An 18,333-nucleotide genomic window follows, 5' to 3' on the forward strand; every position below is an offset into this window, starting at 1 on the left:
CCGCAGTCGCCGCTGGCTCGGGTACTTCGCGATCGCCGTGGCCTTCGCCATCGTCTGCGCCCTGTTCGGCATGTGGCAGTGGGACCGCCGCAACGAAGCCGTGCGCCAGAACGAGCAGGTCGCCCAGAACTACGACCACACCCCGGTCCCCCTCGACCAGGCGCTGCCGACGGCATCGAGCTGGCAGGACGAGCAGGAGTGGCTCCGCGTCGCCGTGACCGGGCGCTACGACGTCGACGCACAGCTCCTGGTCCGCAACCGCGTGCACAACGGCCAGCCCGGTTTCGAGGTCCTCACCCCCTGGTCACCGACGACGGCCGCGCGTTCATCGTCGACCGCGGCTGGGTCCCCACCGGCAACGCGCAGGACGCCCCCGACCACGTGCCCGCTCCCCCGTCGGGCGAGGTCACGGCGATCGTCCGGCTGCAGCAGAGCGAGCCCCGGATCCCCGGCCGCACCGACCCCGCGCACACCGACCAGGTGCAGTCGGTCACGCTCGCGGACGTCGCGAAGAAGGTCGACACCCCCATCTGGACCGGCGCGTACGGCGAGCTCGCCTCCGAGTCCCCCGCCCCGACCGAGGCGCGCCCGCTCGGCTGGGAGCGCCCCACTGCCGACACGGGCCTGCACCTGAGCTACTTCATCCAGTGGTTCCTGTTCGCGGCCGGCGGCTTCGGGTTCCTGGCGTACGTGATGGTGCAGGAGTACCGGAACCTCAACCAGGACGACCCGGAGGAACGCGAGCGCGCCCAGGAGCGGCAGCGCCGCAAGGACGCCAAGCCGAAGACCGACGCGGAGATCGAGGACGACCTGATCGCGTCGCGCCGCTGACGCGCTGCGCCGGGCCGCTCGCCGCGGGCGCGCCGCCGAGCGGTCAGGAACCGTCGCCCGTCGACGCCGGTGACGACACGTGGTGACCACTCGGCGGACGCGAGCGGGTTGCCTTGACCGACAGGGCAGCGGACGGGAGGCCCGTGGCGGCGTCGCCACGGGCCTCCCGTCCGTCCTCCGGTCACGTCGACCACCGCACGCCGCCCGGCCGCTGGTCACGACGCGCTCGCACGCGTGCCGCCGAGCGGTCACGAACCGTCGCCCGTCGACGCCGGTGACGACACATGGTGACCACTCGGCGAAGCTGAGCGGGGTGTCGTGACCGCCCGCTAGGCGAGCTCGATGAGCTCCGCGTAGTCCTTGTTCCAGTGGTCCTCGGTGCCGTCCGGCAACAGCAGCACGCGCTCCGGGTTGAGGGCCTCGACTGCGCCGGCGTCGTGCGACACCAGGACGACCGCACCCTCGAACCCGGCCAGGGCGTTCAGGATCTCCTCGCGCGACGCCGGGTCGAGGTTGTTCGTCGGCTCGTCGAGCAGCAGCACGTTCGCGCCCGAGACGACGATCATCGCGAGCGACAGACGCGTCTTCTCACCACCGGACAGGACCCCGGCCTTCTTGTAGCCGTCGTCCCCGGTGAACAGGAACGACCCGAGCACGCGACGGGCCTCGGTCTCGTTGAGGTCGGTCGACGCCGACACCATGTTCTCGATCACGGTGCGGTTGACGTCGATGTTCTCGTGCTCCTGCGCGTAGTACCCGATGCGCAGACCGTGGCCGGGCTGGATCTCACCGGTGTCGGGCAGGTCGGCACCCGCGAGGATGCGGAGCAGGGTCGTCTTGCCGGCGCCGTTGAACCCGAGGATGACGACGCGCGAACCGCGGTCGATCGCCAGGTCGACGCCCGCGAAGATCTCGAGCGACCCGTAGGACTTCGACAGCCCCTCGGCCATGAGCGGCGTCCGGCCGCACGGGGCCGGCGTGGGAAGCGGATCTTGGCGACCCGGTCGGCGACGCGCTCGTCCTCGAGGCCCGCGAGCAGCTTGTCGGCACGCGCGACCATCTGGTGCGCTGCGGCGGCCTTCGAGGCCTTCGCACCGAACCGAGCGGCCTGGTCCTTCAACGTCGCGGCCTTCTTCTCGGCGCCCGCCCGCTCCTTGCGGCGGCGCTCTTCGTCCGCGACACGCTGCCGCTGGTACAGCTTCCAGCCCATGTTGTAGATGTCGATGGTCTGGCGATTGGCGTCGAGGTAGAACACGCGGTTGACGACCTCGTCCACGAGTTCGACGTCGTGGGAGATGATGATGACGCCACCGGGGTAGGTCTTCAGGTGCTCGCGCAGCCACACGACCGAGTCGGCGTCGAGGTGGTTCGTGGGCTCGTCGAGGATCATCGTCTCGGCGTCCGAGAACAGGATCCGCGCGAGGCTCGATGCGACGACGCTGCCCGCCGGAGAGCGTCTTGAGCTGCTGGTCGAGGATGCGGTCCGGCAGCTTCAGGTTCGACGCGATCGAGGCAGCCTCGGCCTCGGCCGCGTAGCCGCCGAGCGCGTTGAACTGGTCGTCGAGTCGGCTGTACCGGCGCATCGCCTTCTCGGCGACGGCCGCGTCCTCACTCGCCATGTCGAGCGTGGCGAGGCGGATGCCCTCCACGAGCTCACCGAGACCGCGGGCGTCGAGGATTCGCTTGCGCGCGGTCTCCTCCGGATCGCCGGAACGCGGGTCCTGCGGCAGGTAGCCGATCTCACCACCGCGCTCGATCTTGCCGCCGGTGGGCTGCGTCTCACCCGCGAGGGCCTTGGTCATCGTCGTCTTCCCCGCGCCGTTGCGGCCGACGAGTCCGATCTTGTCACCCTTCTCGACACGGAAGGACACGTCTTCCATGAGGAGACGAGCTCCGACGCGGATCTCGAGTTCGTGCACGGCAAGCACAGTGGACGTCCAATCAGTTGGTGGGTTTGCACAACGACGTGTGCGTGAGGTGCACCGCTACGCTGACGGGACCGATGGTTCCGAACGGGACCAGCAGTCCATTCTAGGAGAATCCATGACGAACGCCACCGGGTTCGCTCCCCGCGCAGTCCTCGCCGACCGTCTGCGGACGCACGGGCTGGCCACGAACGCCGCCCTCGTCGCCGGCGGAGCCCTGTTCACCGCCGCGATGGCACAGCTCGAGGTCCCGATGTGGCCGGTCCCGATCACCGGGCAGACGCTCGCCGTCGTACTCGTCGGCGCGACCCTGGGTGCCCGCCGCGGCATGCTCTCGCTGCTCGTCTACGCCGTCGCCGGCCTCGCGGGTGCACCGTTCTTCGCCGACATGACCGGCGGCCTGCAGGCCCTGGCCGTGCCGAGCTTCGGATACGTCATCGGGTTCATCCCCGCCGCGGGCGTCGTCGGCTGGCTCGCCCGCCGCAACTGGGACCGTCACTTCGGGCGCGCCGCGGTGGCGATGCTGCTCGCGAGCGCCATCCCGTTCGTGACCGGCCTGCCGTACCTGGCGGTCGTGCTCGGGCAGCTCGGCGCACCCAACGACCTGCAGTCGGTGCTCGCCGCCGGCCTGTACCCGTTCATCGTCGGTGGGATCGCGAAGGCGCTCATCGCCGCGGGCATCGTGCCGCTCGCGTGGAAGGCGCTCGGCCGCCGCTGACCCGTCGCACGACAACGGCCCCGCACCGATCGGTGCGGGGCCGTTCTGCGTCCGATGCGCGGCGGGGCTGCCGGTGCGGTCCGTGCGGCTCGCCGAGTCGCAGGACACGCCGCCTGCGGGAGGCGTCGTTCGGTCACGACTCCCCGTCGCCCCGAGACCGAGTGGTCGCGATCAGCCGCCTGGAGCGCGGTCGGCCGACAGAACGTGACCAGTCGGCGGACGCAAGCGGGCGGTCGCGACCGCTCGGCGGCGCGCCCCGCGCGTGGCGCCACCACGGACAGACGGGAGGCCCGGTGCCAGCTGGCACCGGGCCTCCCGTCTGCGGTGTGGTCGCGACTAGATCGCGAACCCGAGCGCGCGCATCATCTCGCGCCCGTCGTCGGTGATCCGCTCCGGACCCCACGGCGGCATCCAGACCCAGTTGATGCGGAAGGCGTCCACGATGCCGTCGAGGGCGTTCGCGGTGTCGCCCTCGATGACGTCGGTGAGCGGGCAGCCGGCACTGGTCAGCGTCATGCTGATCACGAGCGCCGAGGCCTCGTCGTCCCAGGCCAGGTCGTAGATCAGGCCGAGGTCGACGATGTTGACGCCGAGCTCCGGGTCCTGGACCTCTTTCAGACCCTCGACGACCTCGTCGAACTTCTCCGGGGCGAGTGCCGCGATCATCAGGCCTGCGCCTCAGCGGCGGACGCGGCCGCAGCCTGCACGTAGCGGTCGTAGCCCTCGTTCTCGAGGCGGTCGGCGAGCTCCGGGCCGCCCTGCTCGGCGACCTTGCCCGCGACGAACACGTGCACGAAGTCCGGCTTGATGTAGCGCAGGATGCGCGTGTAGTGCGTGATGAGCAGCACGCCCAGGCCGGTCGCGGCCTTGGCGCGGTTCACGCCCTCGGACACGATCTTCAGCGCGTCGACGTCGAGGCCGGAGTCGGTCTCGTCGAGCACGGCGAAGCGGGGCTTGAGGAGCTCGAGCTGCATGATCTCGTGGCGCTTCTTCTCGCCACCGGAGAAGCCCTCGTTGACGTTGCGCTCGGCGAACGACGAGTCCATCTTGAGGTCGGCCATCGACTGGCGGAGCTCCTTGATCCAACCGCGCAGGGCCGGGGCCTCGCCGTCGATCGCCGTCTTGGCGGTGCGGAGGAAGTTCGACACCGTCACGCCGGGGATCTCGACCGGGTACTGCATCGCCAGGAACATGCCGGCACGGGCGCGCTCGTCGACGCTCATCGCGAGGACGTCCTCGCCGTCGAGGGTGATCGACCCACCGACGACGTTGTACCGGGGGTGACCGGCGATCGTGTACGCCAGCGTGGACTTGCCGGAGCCGTTCGGCCCCATGATCGCGTGGATCTCGCCCTCGTTGATCGTGAGGTCGACACCCTTGAGGATCTCCTTGGTGCCCTGATCGGTGTCGATCGAGACCTGGAGGTCGCGGATTTCCAGAGTGGACATTGCGTGGGTTCCTTCGGTTTTCTGTCGTGTCGCGGACGGGCCGCGGAAAGTGTGGGGCCGGGCGGCGGTGTCAGTCGACGGGGACGGGGTCGTGCACGTCGACGTAGACGTCGCCCTCGCGCACCTCGACCCGGAACACCGGGACGGGTTCGTACGCCGGGAAGTTCTGCGGCTTCCCCGTGGCGAGCGAGAAGCGGGAGCCGTGGGCCCAGCACTCGAGCGTGTCCCCCTCGATGAACCCCTCGGCCAGCGAGATGTCCCCGTGGGTGCAGGTGTCGCCGATGGCGTGCACGGTGCCGGACGAGTCCTTCACGATGGCCACCGCGGTGCCGTCGACGACGGCGCGCATGGGGCTGTCCACCGCGATCTCGGACTCCGCGCAGACCTTCGTGGGCATCAGGCGTCGGCCTCCGCCGGCGCGACGATCACCGAGCGGCCCTCGGCGAGCTCCTGCTCGACCGCGGCGATGAGTCGTTCCTCGAGCTCGGGCGCACCGATCTTCTGGATGACCTCGACCAGGAAGCCGAGCACGACGAGCCGACGCGCTTCTTCCTCGGGGATGCCGCGGGCCTGCAGGTAGAACAGCTGCTCGTCGTCGAAGCGACCGGTCGCACTCGCGTGGCCGGCGCCCTCGATGTTGCCCGTCTCGATCTCGAGGTTCGGGATGCTGTCGGCACGGGTGCCGTCGGTCAGCACGAGGTTGCGGTTCTGCTCGTACGAGTCGGTGCCGTCACCGGCGCGACCGATGAGCACGTCACCGATCCACACGGTGTGCGCGCCCTTGCCCTGCAGCGCACCCTTGTAGTTGACCCGACCGCGCGTGTTCGGCGCGTCGTGGTTCACGTAGACCTGCTGCTCGATGTACTGACCGGCGTCGGCGAAGTACACGCCGTACATCTCGGTGTCGGCGCCCTGCGCACCGAGGTGCGTCGAGGGTTGACCCGGATGACGTCGCCGCCGAGCGAGACCACGACGTGCTTCAGGAAGGCGTCGCGGCCGACCTCGGCGAAGTGCGTCGAGACGTGCACCGCGTCGTCGTCCCAGTCCTGCAGGCTGACGACGGTCAGGCGCGCACCGTCCTGCACGACGATCTCGATGTTCTCGCTGAGCAGTGCGCTGCCGCGGTTGTCGAGCACGACGATGCCCTGGGCGTGCGGCTCGGCCGTGATGACCGTGTGCGCCGCGCGGGGCTGCGTGCCGAAGTCGGAACGCGTGATGGTGATGAACTCGTGCGCCTCGGTCGCCGTGACGGTGACGGCGAGGACGGCGTCGCGCGCCGTCCACGCAGCGGCCGCTGCACGGTCCTCGGGCAGACCGGCGGTCCCGACGCGGGGGTCGTCGCTGCGACCCCACTCGACGTCGGCACCGTCGGACTGGCGGGCGAAGAAGCGGTAGGCGGATCCGTCGAGACCGCCGTCGAGGAGCGGCTGGAGCTTCGCCAGGGGCGCGAACTTCCAGTTGACCTCTCGGCCGGTGACGGTCGGGAACGCCTCGAGGTCGCCGGACTGGAACCGCTCGGAGCGGGTCTGGACCGGGATCTTCTTGTCGGGGGCGTCCCAGCCGCCGTCGGAGTGCGCTCCGGCGCCGTGCTGTTCGGCACCCTGGGCGGGTGCCGCGGGCTCGATCGGCTGGTCGATGTGGGGAGGGTGGTGCTGGACATCTAGCCGACGGATCCTTCCATGCTCATCTCGATGAGCTTGTTGAGTTCGAGCGCGTACTCCATCGGGAGCTCGCGGGCGATCGGCTCGATGAAGCCACGGACGATCATCGCCATCGCTTCGTCCTCGGCCATGCCGCGGGACATCAGGTAGAACAGCTGCTCCTCGCTCACGCGCGAGACCGTGGCCTCGTGCCCGAGCTGGACGTCGTCGACGCGGATGTCGATCGCCGGGTACGTGTCGCTCCGGCTGATCGTGTCGACGAGCAACGCGTCACACCGCACGGTGTTCGCTGCGTGGTGCGCCGCCGGGTCGACCCGGACCTCGCCGCGGTAGCCCGCACGACCGCCGCCACGGGCGATCGACTTCGAGACGATCGACGACGTCGTGTACGGCGCCATGTGGATCATCTTCGCGCCGGCGTCCTGGTGCTGGCCGGGGCCGGCGAACGCGACGGACAGGGTCTCGCCCTTGGCGTGCTCACCGGCGAGGTAGATCGACGGGTACTTCATCGTCACCTTGGAGCCGATGTTGCCGTCGATCCACTCCATCGTGGCGCCCTCGTGCGCGATCGCACGCTTGGTCACGAGGTTGTAGACGTTGTTCGACCAGTTCTGGATCGTCGTGTAGCGAACGCGGGCGTTCTTCTTCACGATGATCTCGACGACGGCCGAGTGCAGCGAGTCCGACTTGTAGATCGGGGCGGTGCAGCCCTCGATGTAGTGGACGTAGGAGTCCTCGTCCGCGATGATCAGCGTCCGCTCGAACTGACCCATGTTCTCGGTGTTGATCCGGAAGTAGGCCTGGAGCGGGATCTCGACGTGGACGCCCTTGGGGACGTAGACGAACGAGCCGCCCGACCACACGGCCGTGTTCAGCGCGGCGAACTTGTTGTCGCCGGCCGGGATCACGGTGCCGAAGTACTCCTGGAAGAGCTCGGGGTGCTCGCGGAGCGCGGTGTCGGTGTCCATGAAGATGACACCCTGCTGCTCCAGGTCCTCGCGGATCTGGTGGTACACGACCTCGGACTCGTACTGCGCGGCGACACCGGCGACGAGTCGCTGGCGCTCGGCCTCGGGGATGCCGAGCTTCTCGTAGGTCGCGCGGATGTCCTCGGGGAGGTCCTCCCACGACTGCGCCTGCTTCTCGGTCGAGCGCACGAAGTACTTGATGTTGTCGAAGTCGATGCCCGTCAGGTCGGCACCCCACGTCGGCATCGGCTTGCGGCCGAAGAGCTGCAGGCCCTTGAGCCGGTTCTTGAGCATCCACTCGGGCTCGTGCTTGAGGTTCGAGATGTCGGTGACGACCTCGTCCGAGACCCCACGGCGGGCCGAGGCCCCGGCCGAGTCGGAGTCGGACCAGCCGAACTCGTATTGCCCGAGCCCTTCGAGCTCGGGACGGTCGATGAGCACGTCGGACATGGTCTCCTCGTTTCCTTCTCGCGGGGCAGCGTCTTCAGGTGTGAACCCGTGGCGTCTGGACGCCATTCCACCGCAGACCGCCGACAGGCGGACACGGTGCTGCTCCCTCGCAACGACAATGGTTCCACGCAGTCCCTGGATCGATCGGCGATCTCGGCCCATTCGGAGCCGGCGCCTGCCTAGACTTGACTGCTGCTGAACCCTCGAATCCTACAGGTTCACTGCACGGAACAACAGGAAGGCACCACCCTCGTGACTCGCGTCGGACCCCCGTCGACCAGGATCTCCGGACCGCACGGTGGTGGTCGCTCCCCGGGTCGTCGACCGCCGGGTCATCGCGCTGGCGTGGGCCTCGTTCGTGGTCGAGGTGGTGTTGATCGGCACCGGCGGCCTCGTCCGCCTGACCGCGTCGGGCCTCGGATGCCCCACCTGGCCCAAGTGCACGGCCGATTCACTGGTCTCGACACCCGAGATGGGCATCCACGGGATCATCGAGTTCGGCAACCGACTGCTCACCTTCGTGCTCGTCATCGTGGCGATCGCCATGTTCCTGGCGGTCGTCCGGATGCTCCGCACGCGCCCCGAACTCTTCTGGCTCGCGTTCGCTCAGGGCGTCGCGATCCCGGTCCAGGCCGTCATCGGTGGGCTCAGCGTGCTCACGAACCTCAACCCGTTCGTCGTCGGGCTGCACTTCGTCGTGTCCGCCGCCCTGACATCGGTCACCGCGGCCCTGGTCTACCGGACGATGCACGGGCCCCGCACCAGCCACCGCCTCGTGCCCGGCTGGTACACCGGCGTCGTCCGCGGCACCGTCGCCGCCGTCGTGGTCACCGTGCTCGTCGGCATCCTGACGACCGGCAGCGGCCCGCACGCCGGCGCCGACGAAGCGGTCGACGGCGGGATGCTGCACCGCACGGGCTTCGACCCCGCGGTCATGGAACACGTGCACGCCTGGCCCGCGTACGCCCTGTTCGCGCTGACCCTCGTGCTCGTCGTCGGCGCAGTCCGGCTCCCGATCTCGAGCAAGTGGGCGCTGTTGCTGCTCGTCGTCGAGTCCCTGCAGATCGCCGTCGGCCTGACCCAGGCCCGCACCGGTCTGCCCGTCGGGCTGGTGGGCACGCACATGGTGCTCGCCGGACTGCTCGTCGGGGCCACCACGGCGGTCGTGCTCGCCACGCGCGCCAGCGCCTGTCGCGAAGCCGTGCGCGAACCACTCGACGCAGCCTGACGCCCGGGCGCGTCGCGCGCGCGACACCGGTTCTACGACACCCCACGAGTCGATCGACTCGTGGGGTGTCGTTCGTTGCGCGTGCACCGGGTGCGTGCGTCCGCCCCGCGGCCAGGGCTCGCACGCTGCGGACGGGAGGCCCGTGGCGGCCCCGCCCCGCGCCTCCCGTCCGCCCGCGCGCACGTCCACAGCCGCGCCCGGTCGTGCGCCGACCCGGAACGACGAAGGCGACGTCGCACGACACCGAGGACGTCGTACGGCGTCGCCCGGCGCGGCGCGCAGCGCCTAGAAGGTGAAGACCTGCGGCAGCAGCGGGTCGATGCCCACGGCGATGAACAGCAGCGTCAGGTAGGTGATCGAGCTGTGGAACACCCGCATCGGCTGCACGTGCTCGACGTGCTGGATCGCCCGCGAGTACAGCCGGTGCGACTCGACGACGAACCAGATGCCACCGGCCAGTGCGACCACGGTGTACAGCGGGCCCATGTGCGCAACGGGGATGAGCAGGAGCGAGCAGACGAGCGTCGCCCAGGCGTAGAGCACGACCTGCAGGCCGACCACGGTGCGACCGCGGACCACGGCGAGCATCGGGACGTCGGCGGCGTCGTAGTCGTCGCGGTACTTCATCGACAGCGGCCAGTAGTGCGGCGGCGTCCAGAGGAAGATCACCATGAACAGGATGACCGGGGCCCAGGTGAGCGACCCGGTGACGCCCGCCCAGCCGATGAGCACGGGCATGCAGCCGGCCGAGCCGCCCCACACGATGTTCTGCGGGGTGCGGCGCTTGAGCCACAGCGTGTAGACGAACACGTAGATGAGGATCGCGATGACGCTCAGGGCCGCGGCGAGCCAGTTCACCAGGAACCCGAGCACCGCCGTCGACAGGACACCGAGGATCCACGAGAACACGAGGGCTTCGCGGTCCGAGAGCTCACCGGTCACCAGCGGGCGGGTGCTCGTCCGCTTCATCAGGCGGTCGATGTCACGGTCGATGTAGCAGTTGAAGGCCGACGCCGAACCGGCGGACATCGCGCCGCCGAGCATCGTCCAGAACACGAGCCAGAGGTCCGGCACACCACGCTCGGCCAGGAACATGGTCGGCGCGGTGGTCACGAGCAGCAGCTCCATGACCCGCGGTTTGGTCAACGAGACGTACGCACGGACCTTGCGGGACAGCGTCGATCGGGGTCGATCGGTGTCGGGCCTGGTCACGGTGGCAGTCGGCAAGGGAACCTCAGTCTGTTCGCATCAGCTCGCACACTCGGTGGACGACTGCGGCGGCGTCCGGGCATGCGCTGACCCGGAATGTCCACGGGTCGTCGACAGTTTACGTGATGGAAGCGCCGCGATGATGCCCCGCTCGCCCATCCCGGTCACGGCGACGGACCACGGACGCCCGACTGCGGAGCACGACACGCCCGGCGGACAGGCGCCCGGGTGACCCGACTGGTGAACATCGGGCGTCACCTGAACCCCTTCTGAGTGGCTGGTCACTATGCTGGACCTGCCCTCCCGCAGTGCGCGCCCCGATGACGTCGGCCGCGATGAGCCGGTCGGCCGCCGCTAGACGGCGACACGACTCGGCCCCGGGATGGCCACATGTCCGTGCGATGGCACGAGCCCTCGCACATGTCGCATCAAGAAGGGTCAACATCCAAGTGGCTGAATTCACCTGGGACGCCATCGACCGGAAGGCCGTCGACACGGCCCGCGTTCTCGCCGCCGACTCGGTCGAGGCCGCCGGCAACGGTCACCCCGGCACCGCGATGAGCCTCGCGCCGCTCGCACACCTGCTCTTCCAGAAGGTGATGCGTCGCGACCCGAGCGACTCCACCTGGATCGGCCGCGACCGCTTCATCCTCTCCGCCGGTCACGCCTCGATCCTGCAGTACGTGCAGTTCTACCTGCACGGCTACGGCCTCGAGCTCGAAGACCTCCAGCACCTGCGCAAGTGGGGCTCGAAGACCCCGGGTCACCCGGAGTACGGCCACACCGACGGTGTCGAGATCACCACCGGCCCGCTCGGCCAGGGCCTCGCGTCCTCGGTCGGCTTCGCCTACGCCCAGCGCTTCGAGCGCGGCCTGTTCGACCCGGAGACCCCGGCCGGCCAGTCGCCGTTCGACCACTTCACCTACGTGATCGCCGGTGACGGCGACATGCAGGAGGGCGTCACGAACGAGGCGGGCTCGCTCGCTGGCCGTCAGCAGCTCGGCAACCTGATCGCGTTCTACGACTCGAACCAGATCTCGATCGAGGACAACACCGACATCGCGTTCTCGGAGAGCGTCCCCGAGCGCTACGAGGCGCTCGGCTGGCACGTCCAGATCGTCGACTGGAAGAAGACCGGCGAGTACTCCGAGGACGCCGTGGCGCTCCACGCCGCGATCGAGGCCGCTCAGCAGGTCACCGACAAGCCGTCGCTCATCGTCCTCAAGACGATCATCGGCTGGCCGTCGCCGACCAAGCAGAACTCCGGCAAGATCCACGGTTCGGCGCTCGGCGCCGACGAGATCAAGGGCCTCAAGGAGGTCCTCGGCTTCGACACCGCGAAGACCTTCGAGGTCGCTCCCGAGGTCCTCGAGTACACCCGCGGCGCCGTGGCCAAGGGCCAGGCGCAGCACGCCGAGTGGCAGAAGACCTTCGACGCGTGGGCTGCCGCCAACGCCGACAAGAAGGCGCTGTTCGACCGCGTCAACGCCAAGGAGCTCCCCGCGGACCTCGAGGCAGCACTGCCGGTCTTCCCGACCGACAAGGCCGTCTCGACCCGTGCCGCCTCCGGCAAGGTCATCAACGCCATCGCGCCGCTGATGCCCGAGTTCTGGGGTGGCTCGGCCGACCTCGCCGAGTCGAACCTCACCACGATCGAGGGCGCCAAGTCCTTCGGTCCGGCCGAGGCCTCGACGTCGACGTGGAGCACCGACCCGTACGGCCGCGTGCTGCACTTCGGCATCCGCGAGCACGCCATGGGCTCGATCCTCAACGGCATCGTCCTGCACGGGAACACCCGCCCCTTCGGTGGCACGTTCCTGATCTTCAGCGACTACATGCGTCCGGCAGTCCGTCTCGCCGCGCTCATGGGCGCCCCGGCGATCTACGTCTGGACCCACGACTCCGTCGCACTCGGTGAGGACGGCCCGACGCACCAGCCGATCGAGCAGGTCTCGTCGCTCCGTGCGATCCCGGGTCTCGACGTGGTCCGCCCCGCCGACGCCAACGAGGTCGCGTACGCCTGGCTCGAGATGCTCAAGCACACCGACCGCCCGGCCGGCATCGCGCTGAGCCGTCAGAACCTGCCGGTGTTCGAGCGTGGCGAGGGCGACGCCTCCGGTGAGGTCTTCGCCTCGGCGAAGAACGTCGCCAAGGGTGCGTACATCCTGGCCGAGGCGCCGAACGGCACTCCGGACGTGATCCTCATCGCGACCGGTTCCGAGGTCCAGATCGCCGTCGAGGCCCGTGAGCAGCTCAAGGCCGAGGGCATCAACGCCCGCGTCGTGAGCGCACCGTCCATCGAGTGGTTCCGCGCCCAGTCCGAGAACTACCAGGACCAGGTGCTCCCGAAGGACGTCACCGCTCGCGTGTCGGTCGAGGCCGGCATCGCCATGAGCTGGCGCGACATCGTCGGCGACAAGGGCCGCAGCGTCTCGATCGAGCACTTCGGTGCCTCGGCCGACTACCAGACGCTCTTCAAGGAGTTCGGCTTCACGACGGAACACGTCGTGGCCGCCGCGAAGGAATCCATCGCGGCTTCCTGACCCGCAGGGGCCGGGTCCGGTTCGCCGGATCCGGCCCTTCTGCCGGGAGGCGCGGCTCGGCTCCGCCACGCGCCCCCGGTCCCCAGACCCCGGCCATCAGGCCGATGAAGGAAAGAAGAGAAACACATGGCTGAGAACACCCCCACTGCCGCCCTCTCCGCGGTCGGCGTGAGCATCTGGCTCGACGACCTGTCCCGCGAACTCCTCGAGACCGGTGCGCTCACCGACCTCATCGCGCAGAAGAACGTCGTCGGCGTCACCACGAACCCGACGATCTTCGCGTCGGCCCTCGCCAAGGGCGAGCGCTACGACGCCCAGGTCAAGGAGCTGGCTGCTGCCGGCACCGACGTGACCGCGGCGATCTTCGAGATCACGACGCAGGACGTCGCCAACGCGTCCGACGTCTTCAAGCCCATCTACGACGAGACCAAGGGCTTCGACGGCCGCGTCTCGATCGAGGTCGAGCCGGGCCTCGCGCACGAGACCGCCAAGACCATCGAGCAGGCCAAGTTCCTGTTCGAGAAGGTCGGCCGCGAGAACGTCCTCATCAAGATCCCGGCAACTGTCGAGGGCCTCGAGGCCATCACCGAGGTCATCGGCGCGGGTATCTCGGTGAACGTCACCCTGATCTTCTCGCTCGAGCGCTACCGCGCCGTCATCGACGCCTACCTCGGTGGACTCGAGAAGGCCAAGGCCGCCGGCCACGACCTGTCGAAGATCCACTCGGTCGCCTCGTTCTTCGTGTCGCGCGTCGACTCCGAGATCGACAAGCGCCTGGACGCCGTCGGCACCGACGAGGCCAAGGCCCTGAAGTCGAAGGCCGGCATCGCCAACGCGCAGCTCGCCTACCAGGTCTGGACCGAGGCGTTCGCCTCCGAGCGCGCCCTCGGCCTGCTCGAGGCCGGTGCGAACACGCAGCGTCCGCTCTGGGCCTCGACCGGCGTCAAGGACCCGTCGCTGCCCGACACGCTCTACGTGACCGAGCTCGCAGCACCGAACACCGTGAACACGATGCCGGGCAAGACGCTCGACGCCACGTTCGACCACGGTGAGATCCACGGCGACGCGATCGCCGGCACCTTCGACGCCGCGCAGCAGGTCCTCGACCAGCTCGCCGCGCAGGGCATCGACTACGACGACGTCGTGGCGCTGCTCGAGAAGGAGGGCGTGGACAAGTTCAACGTCTCGTGGGGCGAGCTCGTCGACACCGTGAAGGCTGCGCTCGAGGGCGCCAAGTAGTGACGGTTTCCATCGCTGCCAGCGGCGATGCCGCGCGGGCCATCGACTCGGTGGTCCCGCGGCTCGTCGCTGACCTGGTGGCCTCGGGCATCACCGCCCAGGACCCCGAGCTGTGGGGACCGGACGCCGAGGCCGAGGCGTCCAAGCGCCTCGGCTGGGTGGAGGCCGTCTCGGTCTCCCGCCCGCTCGTCGCCCAGATCACCGCGCTGCGCGAGTCGCTCCGTGCCGAAGGGGTCGACCACGTCGTCCTCGCCGGCATGGGCGGCTCGTCGCTCGCGCCAGAGGTGATCACGCGCACCGCCGGCGTCCCGCTGACGGTGCTCGACTCCACCGACCCCGCGCAGGTCCGCGCCGCCGTCACGACGGACCTCGAGCGCACCGTGCTCGTCGTCTCGTCGAAGTCCGGCTCCACGCTCGAGACCAACTCCCAGCGCCGTGTCTACGAGCAGGCGTTCCGCGACGCCGGCATCGACCCCACCGGCCGCATCGTCGTCGTCACCGACCCGGGCTCCGCGCTCGAGGCCGCCGCGATCGACGCCGGGTACCGGGTCTTCACCGCTGACCCGACCGTCGGCGGCCGCTACTCGGCGCTCACTGCGTTCGGGCTGGTGCCCTCCGGTCTCGCCGGAGCGGACATCGCCGAACTGCTGGACGAGGCAGACGCGATCTCCGCGCTGCTGTCGGTCGACCTCGACGAGAACCCCGGGCTCGTCCTCGGTGCGGTCCTCGCCGGCACCGACCCGCTGCGCGACAAGATCGCCATCGTCCCGGACGGCACCCACATCGTCGGGTTCGGCGACTGGGTGGAACAGCTGATCGCCGAGTCGACCGGCAAGAGCGGACGTGGCCTGCTGCCCGTCGTGCTGCACCCCGACTCCCCGAGGTCTCCGCAGTCCTGCCGGACGTCCAGGTCATCCGCCTGGTCGGTTCGCGCGAGGACGAGCGCCACGTCGCCGAGGGCGAGGTCGAGATCACCGGGACGCTCGGTGGCCAGATCCTCGTCTGGGAGTACGCCGTCGCGGTCGCCGGGCGCCTGCTCGGCATCGACCCGTTCGACCAGCCCGATGTCGAGGCCGCCAAGGTCGCGACCCGTGCGCTCCTCGACGACCGTCCCGCGCCTGCGGAACCTGCATTCACCGAGGACGGCATCGCCGTCTCCGCGACGCCCGGACTGCCGGTCGGGACGACGCTCGCAGAAGCCGTGACGGGCCTCCTGTCCGAACTGGACGCCACCGGCTACGTGGCGGTGCAGGCGTACGTCGACCGCACCACGAACCGTGACCTCGAGACGCTCCGCGACGCCCTGGCGGCGCGCACGCGTCGGCCGGTCACCTTCGGGTACGGCCCGCGGTTCCTGCACTCGACCGGGCAGTACCACAAGGGCGGCCCCGCCACGGGAGTGTTCCTGCAGATCGTGGCGGACGAACCGGACGACCTGGCGATCCCGGGTCGGCCGTTCACGTTCGGCCAGCTCCTCCAGGCCCAGGCAGCCGGTGACGCGAGTGTCCTCGCGCAGCACGGCCGCCCGGTCCTCACCCTCACGACGTCGGACGTGCGTGCCGCCACCGCGGCCATCGCCTCCGCCGTCTCCCACTGACTCGTAAGGAGTTCACCGACTCATGTCACCGGTGGCAATCACCCCGGAGCACAACCCGCTCCGGCTGCCGACGGATCGTCGACTGAACCGGATCGCGGGACCGAGCACGCTCATCATCTTCGGCGTGACGGGCGACCTGTCACGCAAGAAACTGATGCCGGCGGTCTACGACCTGGCCAACCGGGGGCTCCTGCCCCGGGGTTCGCGCTCGTCGGCTTCGCCCGTCGCGACTGGGAGGACCAAGACTTCTCCCAGCTCGTGCACGACGCCGTCAAGGAGCACTCCCGCACCCCGTTCGACGAGGACGTCTGGCGTCAGCTCGAGCAGGGCATCCGCTTCGTCCAGGGCTCGTTCGACGACCCCGAGGCGTTCCTGCAGCTCAAGCAGACCGTCGACGACCTGGACGCCGAGCGCGGGACGCTGGGCAACCACGCGTTCTACCTGTCCATCCCGCCGAAGATGTTCCCGGTGGTGACCGAGCAGCTGAAACTGTCCGGCCTCACCGCGAAGCGCGAGGGTTCGTGGAGCCGCGTCGTCGTCGAGAAGCCGTTCGGCTCCGACCTCCGCACCGCGCGCGAGCTGAACGCGATCGTCGAGAGCGTCTTCGCGCCCGACGACGTGTTCCGCATCGACCACTACCTCGGCAAGGAGACCGTCCAGAACCTGCTGACGCTCCGGTTCGCGAACCAGATGTACGAACCCATCTGGAACTCGAACTACGTCGACCACGTCCAGATCACGATGGCCGAGGACATCGGCGTCGCCGGACGTGCCGCGTACTACGACGGCATCGGCGCGGCGCGCGACGTCATCCAGAACCACCTGCTGCAGCTCCTCGCGCTCACCGCGATGGAGGAGCCCGTCTCGTTCAAGGCCGCCGACCTGCGCGCCGAGAAGGAAAAGGTGCTGTCCGCTGTGCGGCTGCCCGAGGACCTGTCGACCGCCACGGCGCGTGGACAGTACGCCGGCGGCTGGCAGGGCGGCGAGAAGGTGCTCGGCTTCCTCGACGAGGCCGGGATGAACCCCGAGTCCGGCACCGAGACGTACGCGGCGATCAAGCTCGACATCGCGACCCGTCGCTGGCAGGGCGTCCCGTTCTACCTGCGTGCCGGCAAGCGGCTCGGCCGTCGTGTGACCGAGATCGCGATCGTCTTCAAGCGCGTCCCCGAGGACGTCTACGGCAACTCGCAGTCCCCCTCGGTCAGAACGCGCTCGTCATCCGCGTGCAGCCGGACGAGGGCGTCACGCTCCGGTTCGGCTCGAAGGTCCCCGGCGTCGGCACCCAGGTGCGCGACGTGACGATGGACTTCGGGTACGGCCACGCCTTCACCGAGGCGTCCCCCGAGGCGTACGAGCGACTCATCCTCGACGTGCTCCTCGGTGACCCGCCGCTGTTCCCGCGGCACCAGGAGGTCGAGCTGTCCTGGAAGATCCTCGACCCGATCGAGGAGTTCTGGGCCACGCAGGGCCAGCCCGAGCAGTACCGTCCCGGCACGTGGGGTCCGGCGTCCGCCGACGCCCTGCTCGCCCGCGACGGCCGGACCTGGAGGCGTCCATGAAGATCGACCTGCCGAACACCACGGTCTCGAAGATCCAGAAGAAGCTCGTGCACATCCGCGAGGAGGGCGGCGCCGTCGCCCTCGGTCGTGTCCTGACGCTGATCATCTCGACGGCCCTCGGCCACGAGGAAGAAGCGATCGAGGCCGCGAACGAGGCGTCCCGCGAGCACCCGATGCGCGTGATCATCGTCTCGAAGAACGACGGTGACACGAAGTCGCCCGGCCGTCTCGATGCGCAGATCCGCGTGGGCAGCGACGCGGGCGCCAGCGAGGTCATCGTCCTCCGCGCCTACGGCGAGACCGCGACCGACGAGGAGAGCCTGGTCACGGGCCTGCTCCTGCCGGACGCCCCGGTCGTGGCCTGGTGGCCGCAGACCGCGCCGTCGCAGCCGTCGGCCTCGGCACTGGGCCGCATCGCCCAGCGTCGGATCACCGACGCCGCCGCGCAGAAGGACCCGAACGGCGCGATCGAGGCCCTCGGTGCCTCGTACGTGCCGGGCGACACCGACTTCGCGTGGACCCGACTGACCCTGTGGCGGAACCAGCTCGCCGCGGCGCTCGACCAGCCGCCGTACGAGCCGATCACCGGCGTCGAGGTCACGGGCGCTTCGGACAGCCCGTCGACGATCCTGCTCGCCGCGTGGTTGCAGCTCCAGCTCGAGGTGCCGGTGACGGTCACCACGTCGCCGCGTGCGACCGGCTCGAGCGGCATCCACGGCGTCAAGCTCGTGCGCGAGTCGGGCACCATCGACCTCGAGCGTTCCCTGGTGGACGTCGCGACGCTCTCGATGCCCGGTCAGCCCACGCACGACCTGTCGCTGCCACGCCGCAACCTGCGTGACTGCCTGGCCGAGGAACTCCGTAGACTCGACCCGGACGTCCTCTTCGGAGACGTCGTCAAGCACGGGGTGACCCAGCTGCGCGAGACCATCGCCCGCTGAGCACCCCACAACGGTC

General features: G+C 69.5%; 10 protein-coding genes and 5 pseudogenes. 8 read left to right on the top strand and 7 right to left on the bottom strand.

Features of this window, described 5'->3' with window-relative positions:
• The first annotated feature begins 70 nt into the window (after window positions 1–70).
• Window positions 71–831, top strand: a pseudogene (locus tag JN350_RS13000) (SURF1 family cytochrome oxidase biogenesis protein).
• Between the two features lie 329 nt (window positions 832–1,160).
• Here the strand turns inward: JN350_RS13000 and JN350_RS13005 are convergent.
• Window positions 1,161–2,759 (bottom strand): annotated as a pseudogene (locus JN350_RS13005) (ABC-F family ATP-binding cassette domain-containing protein).
• 115 nt (window positions 2,760–2,874) lie between these two features.
• Between JN350_RS13005 and JN350_RS13010 the strand changes: the two are divergent.
• Window positions 2,875–3,474, top strand: coding sequence for a biotin transporter BioY (locus JN350_RS13010; RefSeq protein WP_123294377.1), 600 nt, complete (start codon window positions 2,875–2,877; stop codon window positions 3,472–3,474).
• A 336-nt stretch (window positions 3,475–3,810) separates the two neighbouring features.
• Here JN350_RS13010 and JN350_RS13015 read toward each other — a convergent pair whose 3' ends face one another.
• The 5 genes and pseudogenes from JN350_RS13015 to sufB all read right to left on the bottom strand — a co-directional run bounded on the left by JN350_RS13015 (window position 3,811) and on the right by sufB (window position 8,001).
• A complete protein-coding gene (locus tag JN350_RS13015) occupies window positions 3,811–4,140 on the bottom strand; it encodes a metal-sulfur cluster assembly factor (RefSeq protein WP_111083972.1) in 330 nt (109 codons plus the stop codon).
• Window positions 4,140–4,922 carry a Fe-S cluster assembly ATPase SufC gene (sufC, locus tag JN350_RS13020; protein ID WP_111083971.1) on the bottom strand — a complete coding sequence of 261 codons (783 nt, stop codon included), beginning with the start codon at window positions 4,920–4,922 and terminating at the stop codon, window positions 4,140–4,142. Before sufC ends, JN350_RS13015 begins: the two co-directional genes overlap by 1 nt.
• 70 nt (window positions 4,923–4,992) lie before the next feature.
• The gene (locus JN350_RS13025) at window positions 4,993–5,319 is read right to left on the bottom strand and encodes a non-heme iron oxygenase ferredoxin subunit (RefSeq protein ID WP_111083970.1); all 327 of its coding nucleotides are present in this window, start codon (window positions 5,317–5,319) and stop codon (window positions 4,993–4,995) included.
• Window positions 5,319–6,559: pseudogene (gene sufD / locus JN350_RS13030) on the bottom strand (Fe-S cluster assembly protein SufD). The gene JN350_RS13025 and the pseudogene sufD overlap by 1 nt, the downstream one beginning before the upstream one ends.
• Window positions 6,560–6,582: 23 nt before the next feature.
• Window positions 6,583–8,001, bottom strand: a complete 1,419-nt coding sequence (gene sufB / locus JN350_RS13035) for a Fe-S cluster assembly protein SufB (RefSeq protein ID WP_111083968.1) — start codon at window positions 7,999–8,001, stop codon at window positions 6,583–6,585.
• A gap of 301 nt (window positions 8,002–8,302) precedes the next feature.
• Between sufB and JN350_RS13040 the strand changes: the two genes are divergently transcribed.
• Window positions 8,303–9,229, top strand: coding sequence for a COX15/CtaA family protein (locus tag JN350_RS13040; RefSeq protein ID WP_240347320.1), 927 nt, complete (start codon window positions 8,303–8,305; stop codon window positions 9,227–9,229).
• Between the two features lie 285 nt (window positions 9,230–9,514).
• On the opposite strand, the gene JN350_RS13045 is transcribed toward JN350_RS13040, so the two are convergent.
• On the bottom strand, window positions 9,515–10,441 hold the full coding sequence (locus tag JN350_RS13045) for a heme o synthase (RefSeq protein ID WP_111083966.1): 927 nt from the start codon (window positions 10,439–10,441) through the stop codon (window positions 9,515–9,517).
• A 446-nt stretch (window positions 10,442–10,887) separates the two neighbouring features.
• On the opposite strand from JN350_RS13045, the gene tkt reads away from it, so the two are divergent.
• The 5 genes and pseudogenes from tkt (at window position 10,888) to JN350_RS13070 (ending at window position 18,317) form a co-directional block, all read left to right on the top strand.
• Window positions 10,888–12,981, top strand: coding sequence for a transketolase (tkt, locus tag JN350_RS13050; protein WP_205462465.1), 2,094 nt, complete (start codon window positions 10,888–10,890; stop codon window positions 12,979–12,981).
• A 126-nt stretch (window positions 12,982–13,107) separates the two neighbouring features.
• Complete coding sequence (tal, locus tag JN350_RS13055) at window positions 13,108–14,220, top strand: transaldolase (RefSeq protein ID WP_205462466.1); 1,113 nt, start codon at window positions 13,108–13,110, stop codon at window positions 14,218–14,220.
• Window positions 14,220–15,817 (top strand): annotated as a pseudogene (locus JN350_RS13060) (glucose-6-phosphate isomerase). Before tal ends, JN350_RS13060 begins: the two are co-directional and overlap by 1 nt.
• A 22-nt stretch (window positions 15,818–15,839) precedes the next feature.
• Window positions 15,840–17,376: pseudogene (zwf, locus tag JN350_RS13065) on the top strand (glucose-6-phosphate dehydrogenase).
• Complete coding sequence (locus JN350_RS13070; protein ID WP_205462467.1) at window positions 17,373–18,317, top strand: glucose-6-phosphate dehydrogenase assembly protein OpcA; 945 nt, start codon at window positions 17,373–17,375, stop codon at window positions 18,315–18,317. Before zwf ends, JN350_RS13070 begins: the two are co-directional and overlap by 4 nt.
• Window positions 18,318–18,333: the final 16 nt, after the last annotated feature.

This window comes from Curtobacterium sp. 24E2, assembly GCF_016925595.1.
GTDB lineage: Bacteria > Actinomycetota > Actinomycetes > Actinomycetales > Microbacteriaceae > Curtobacterium.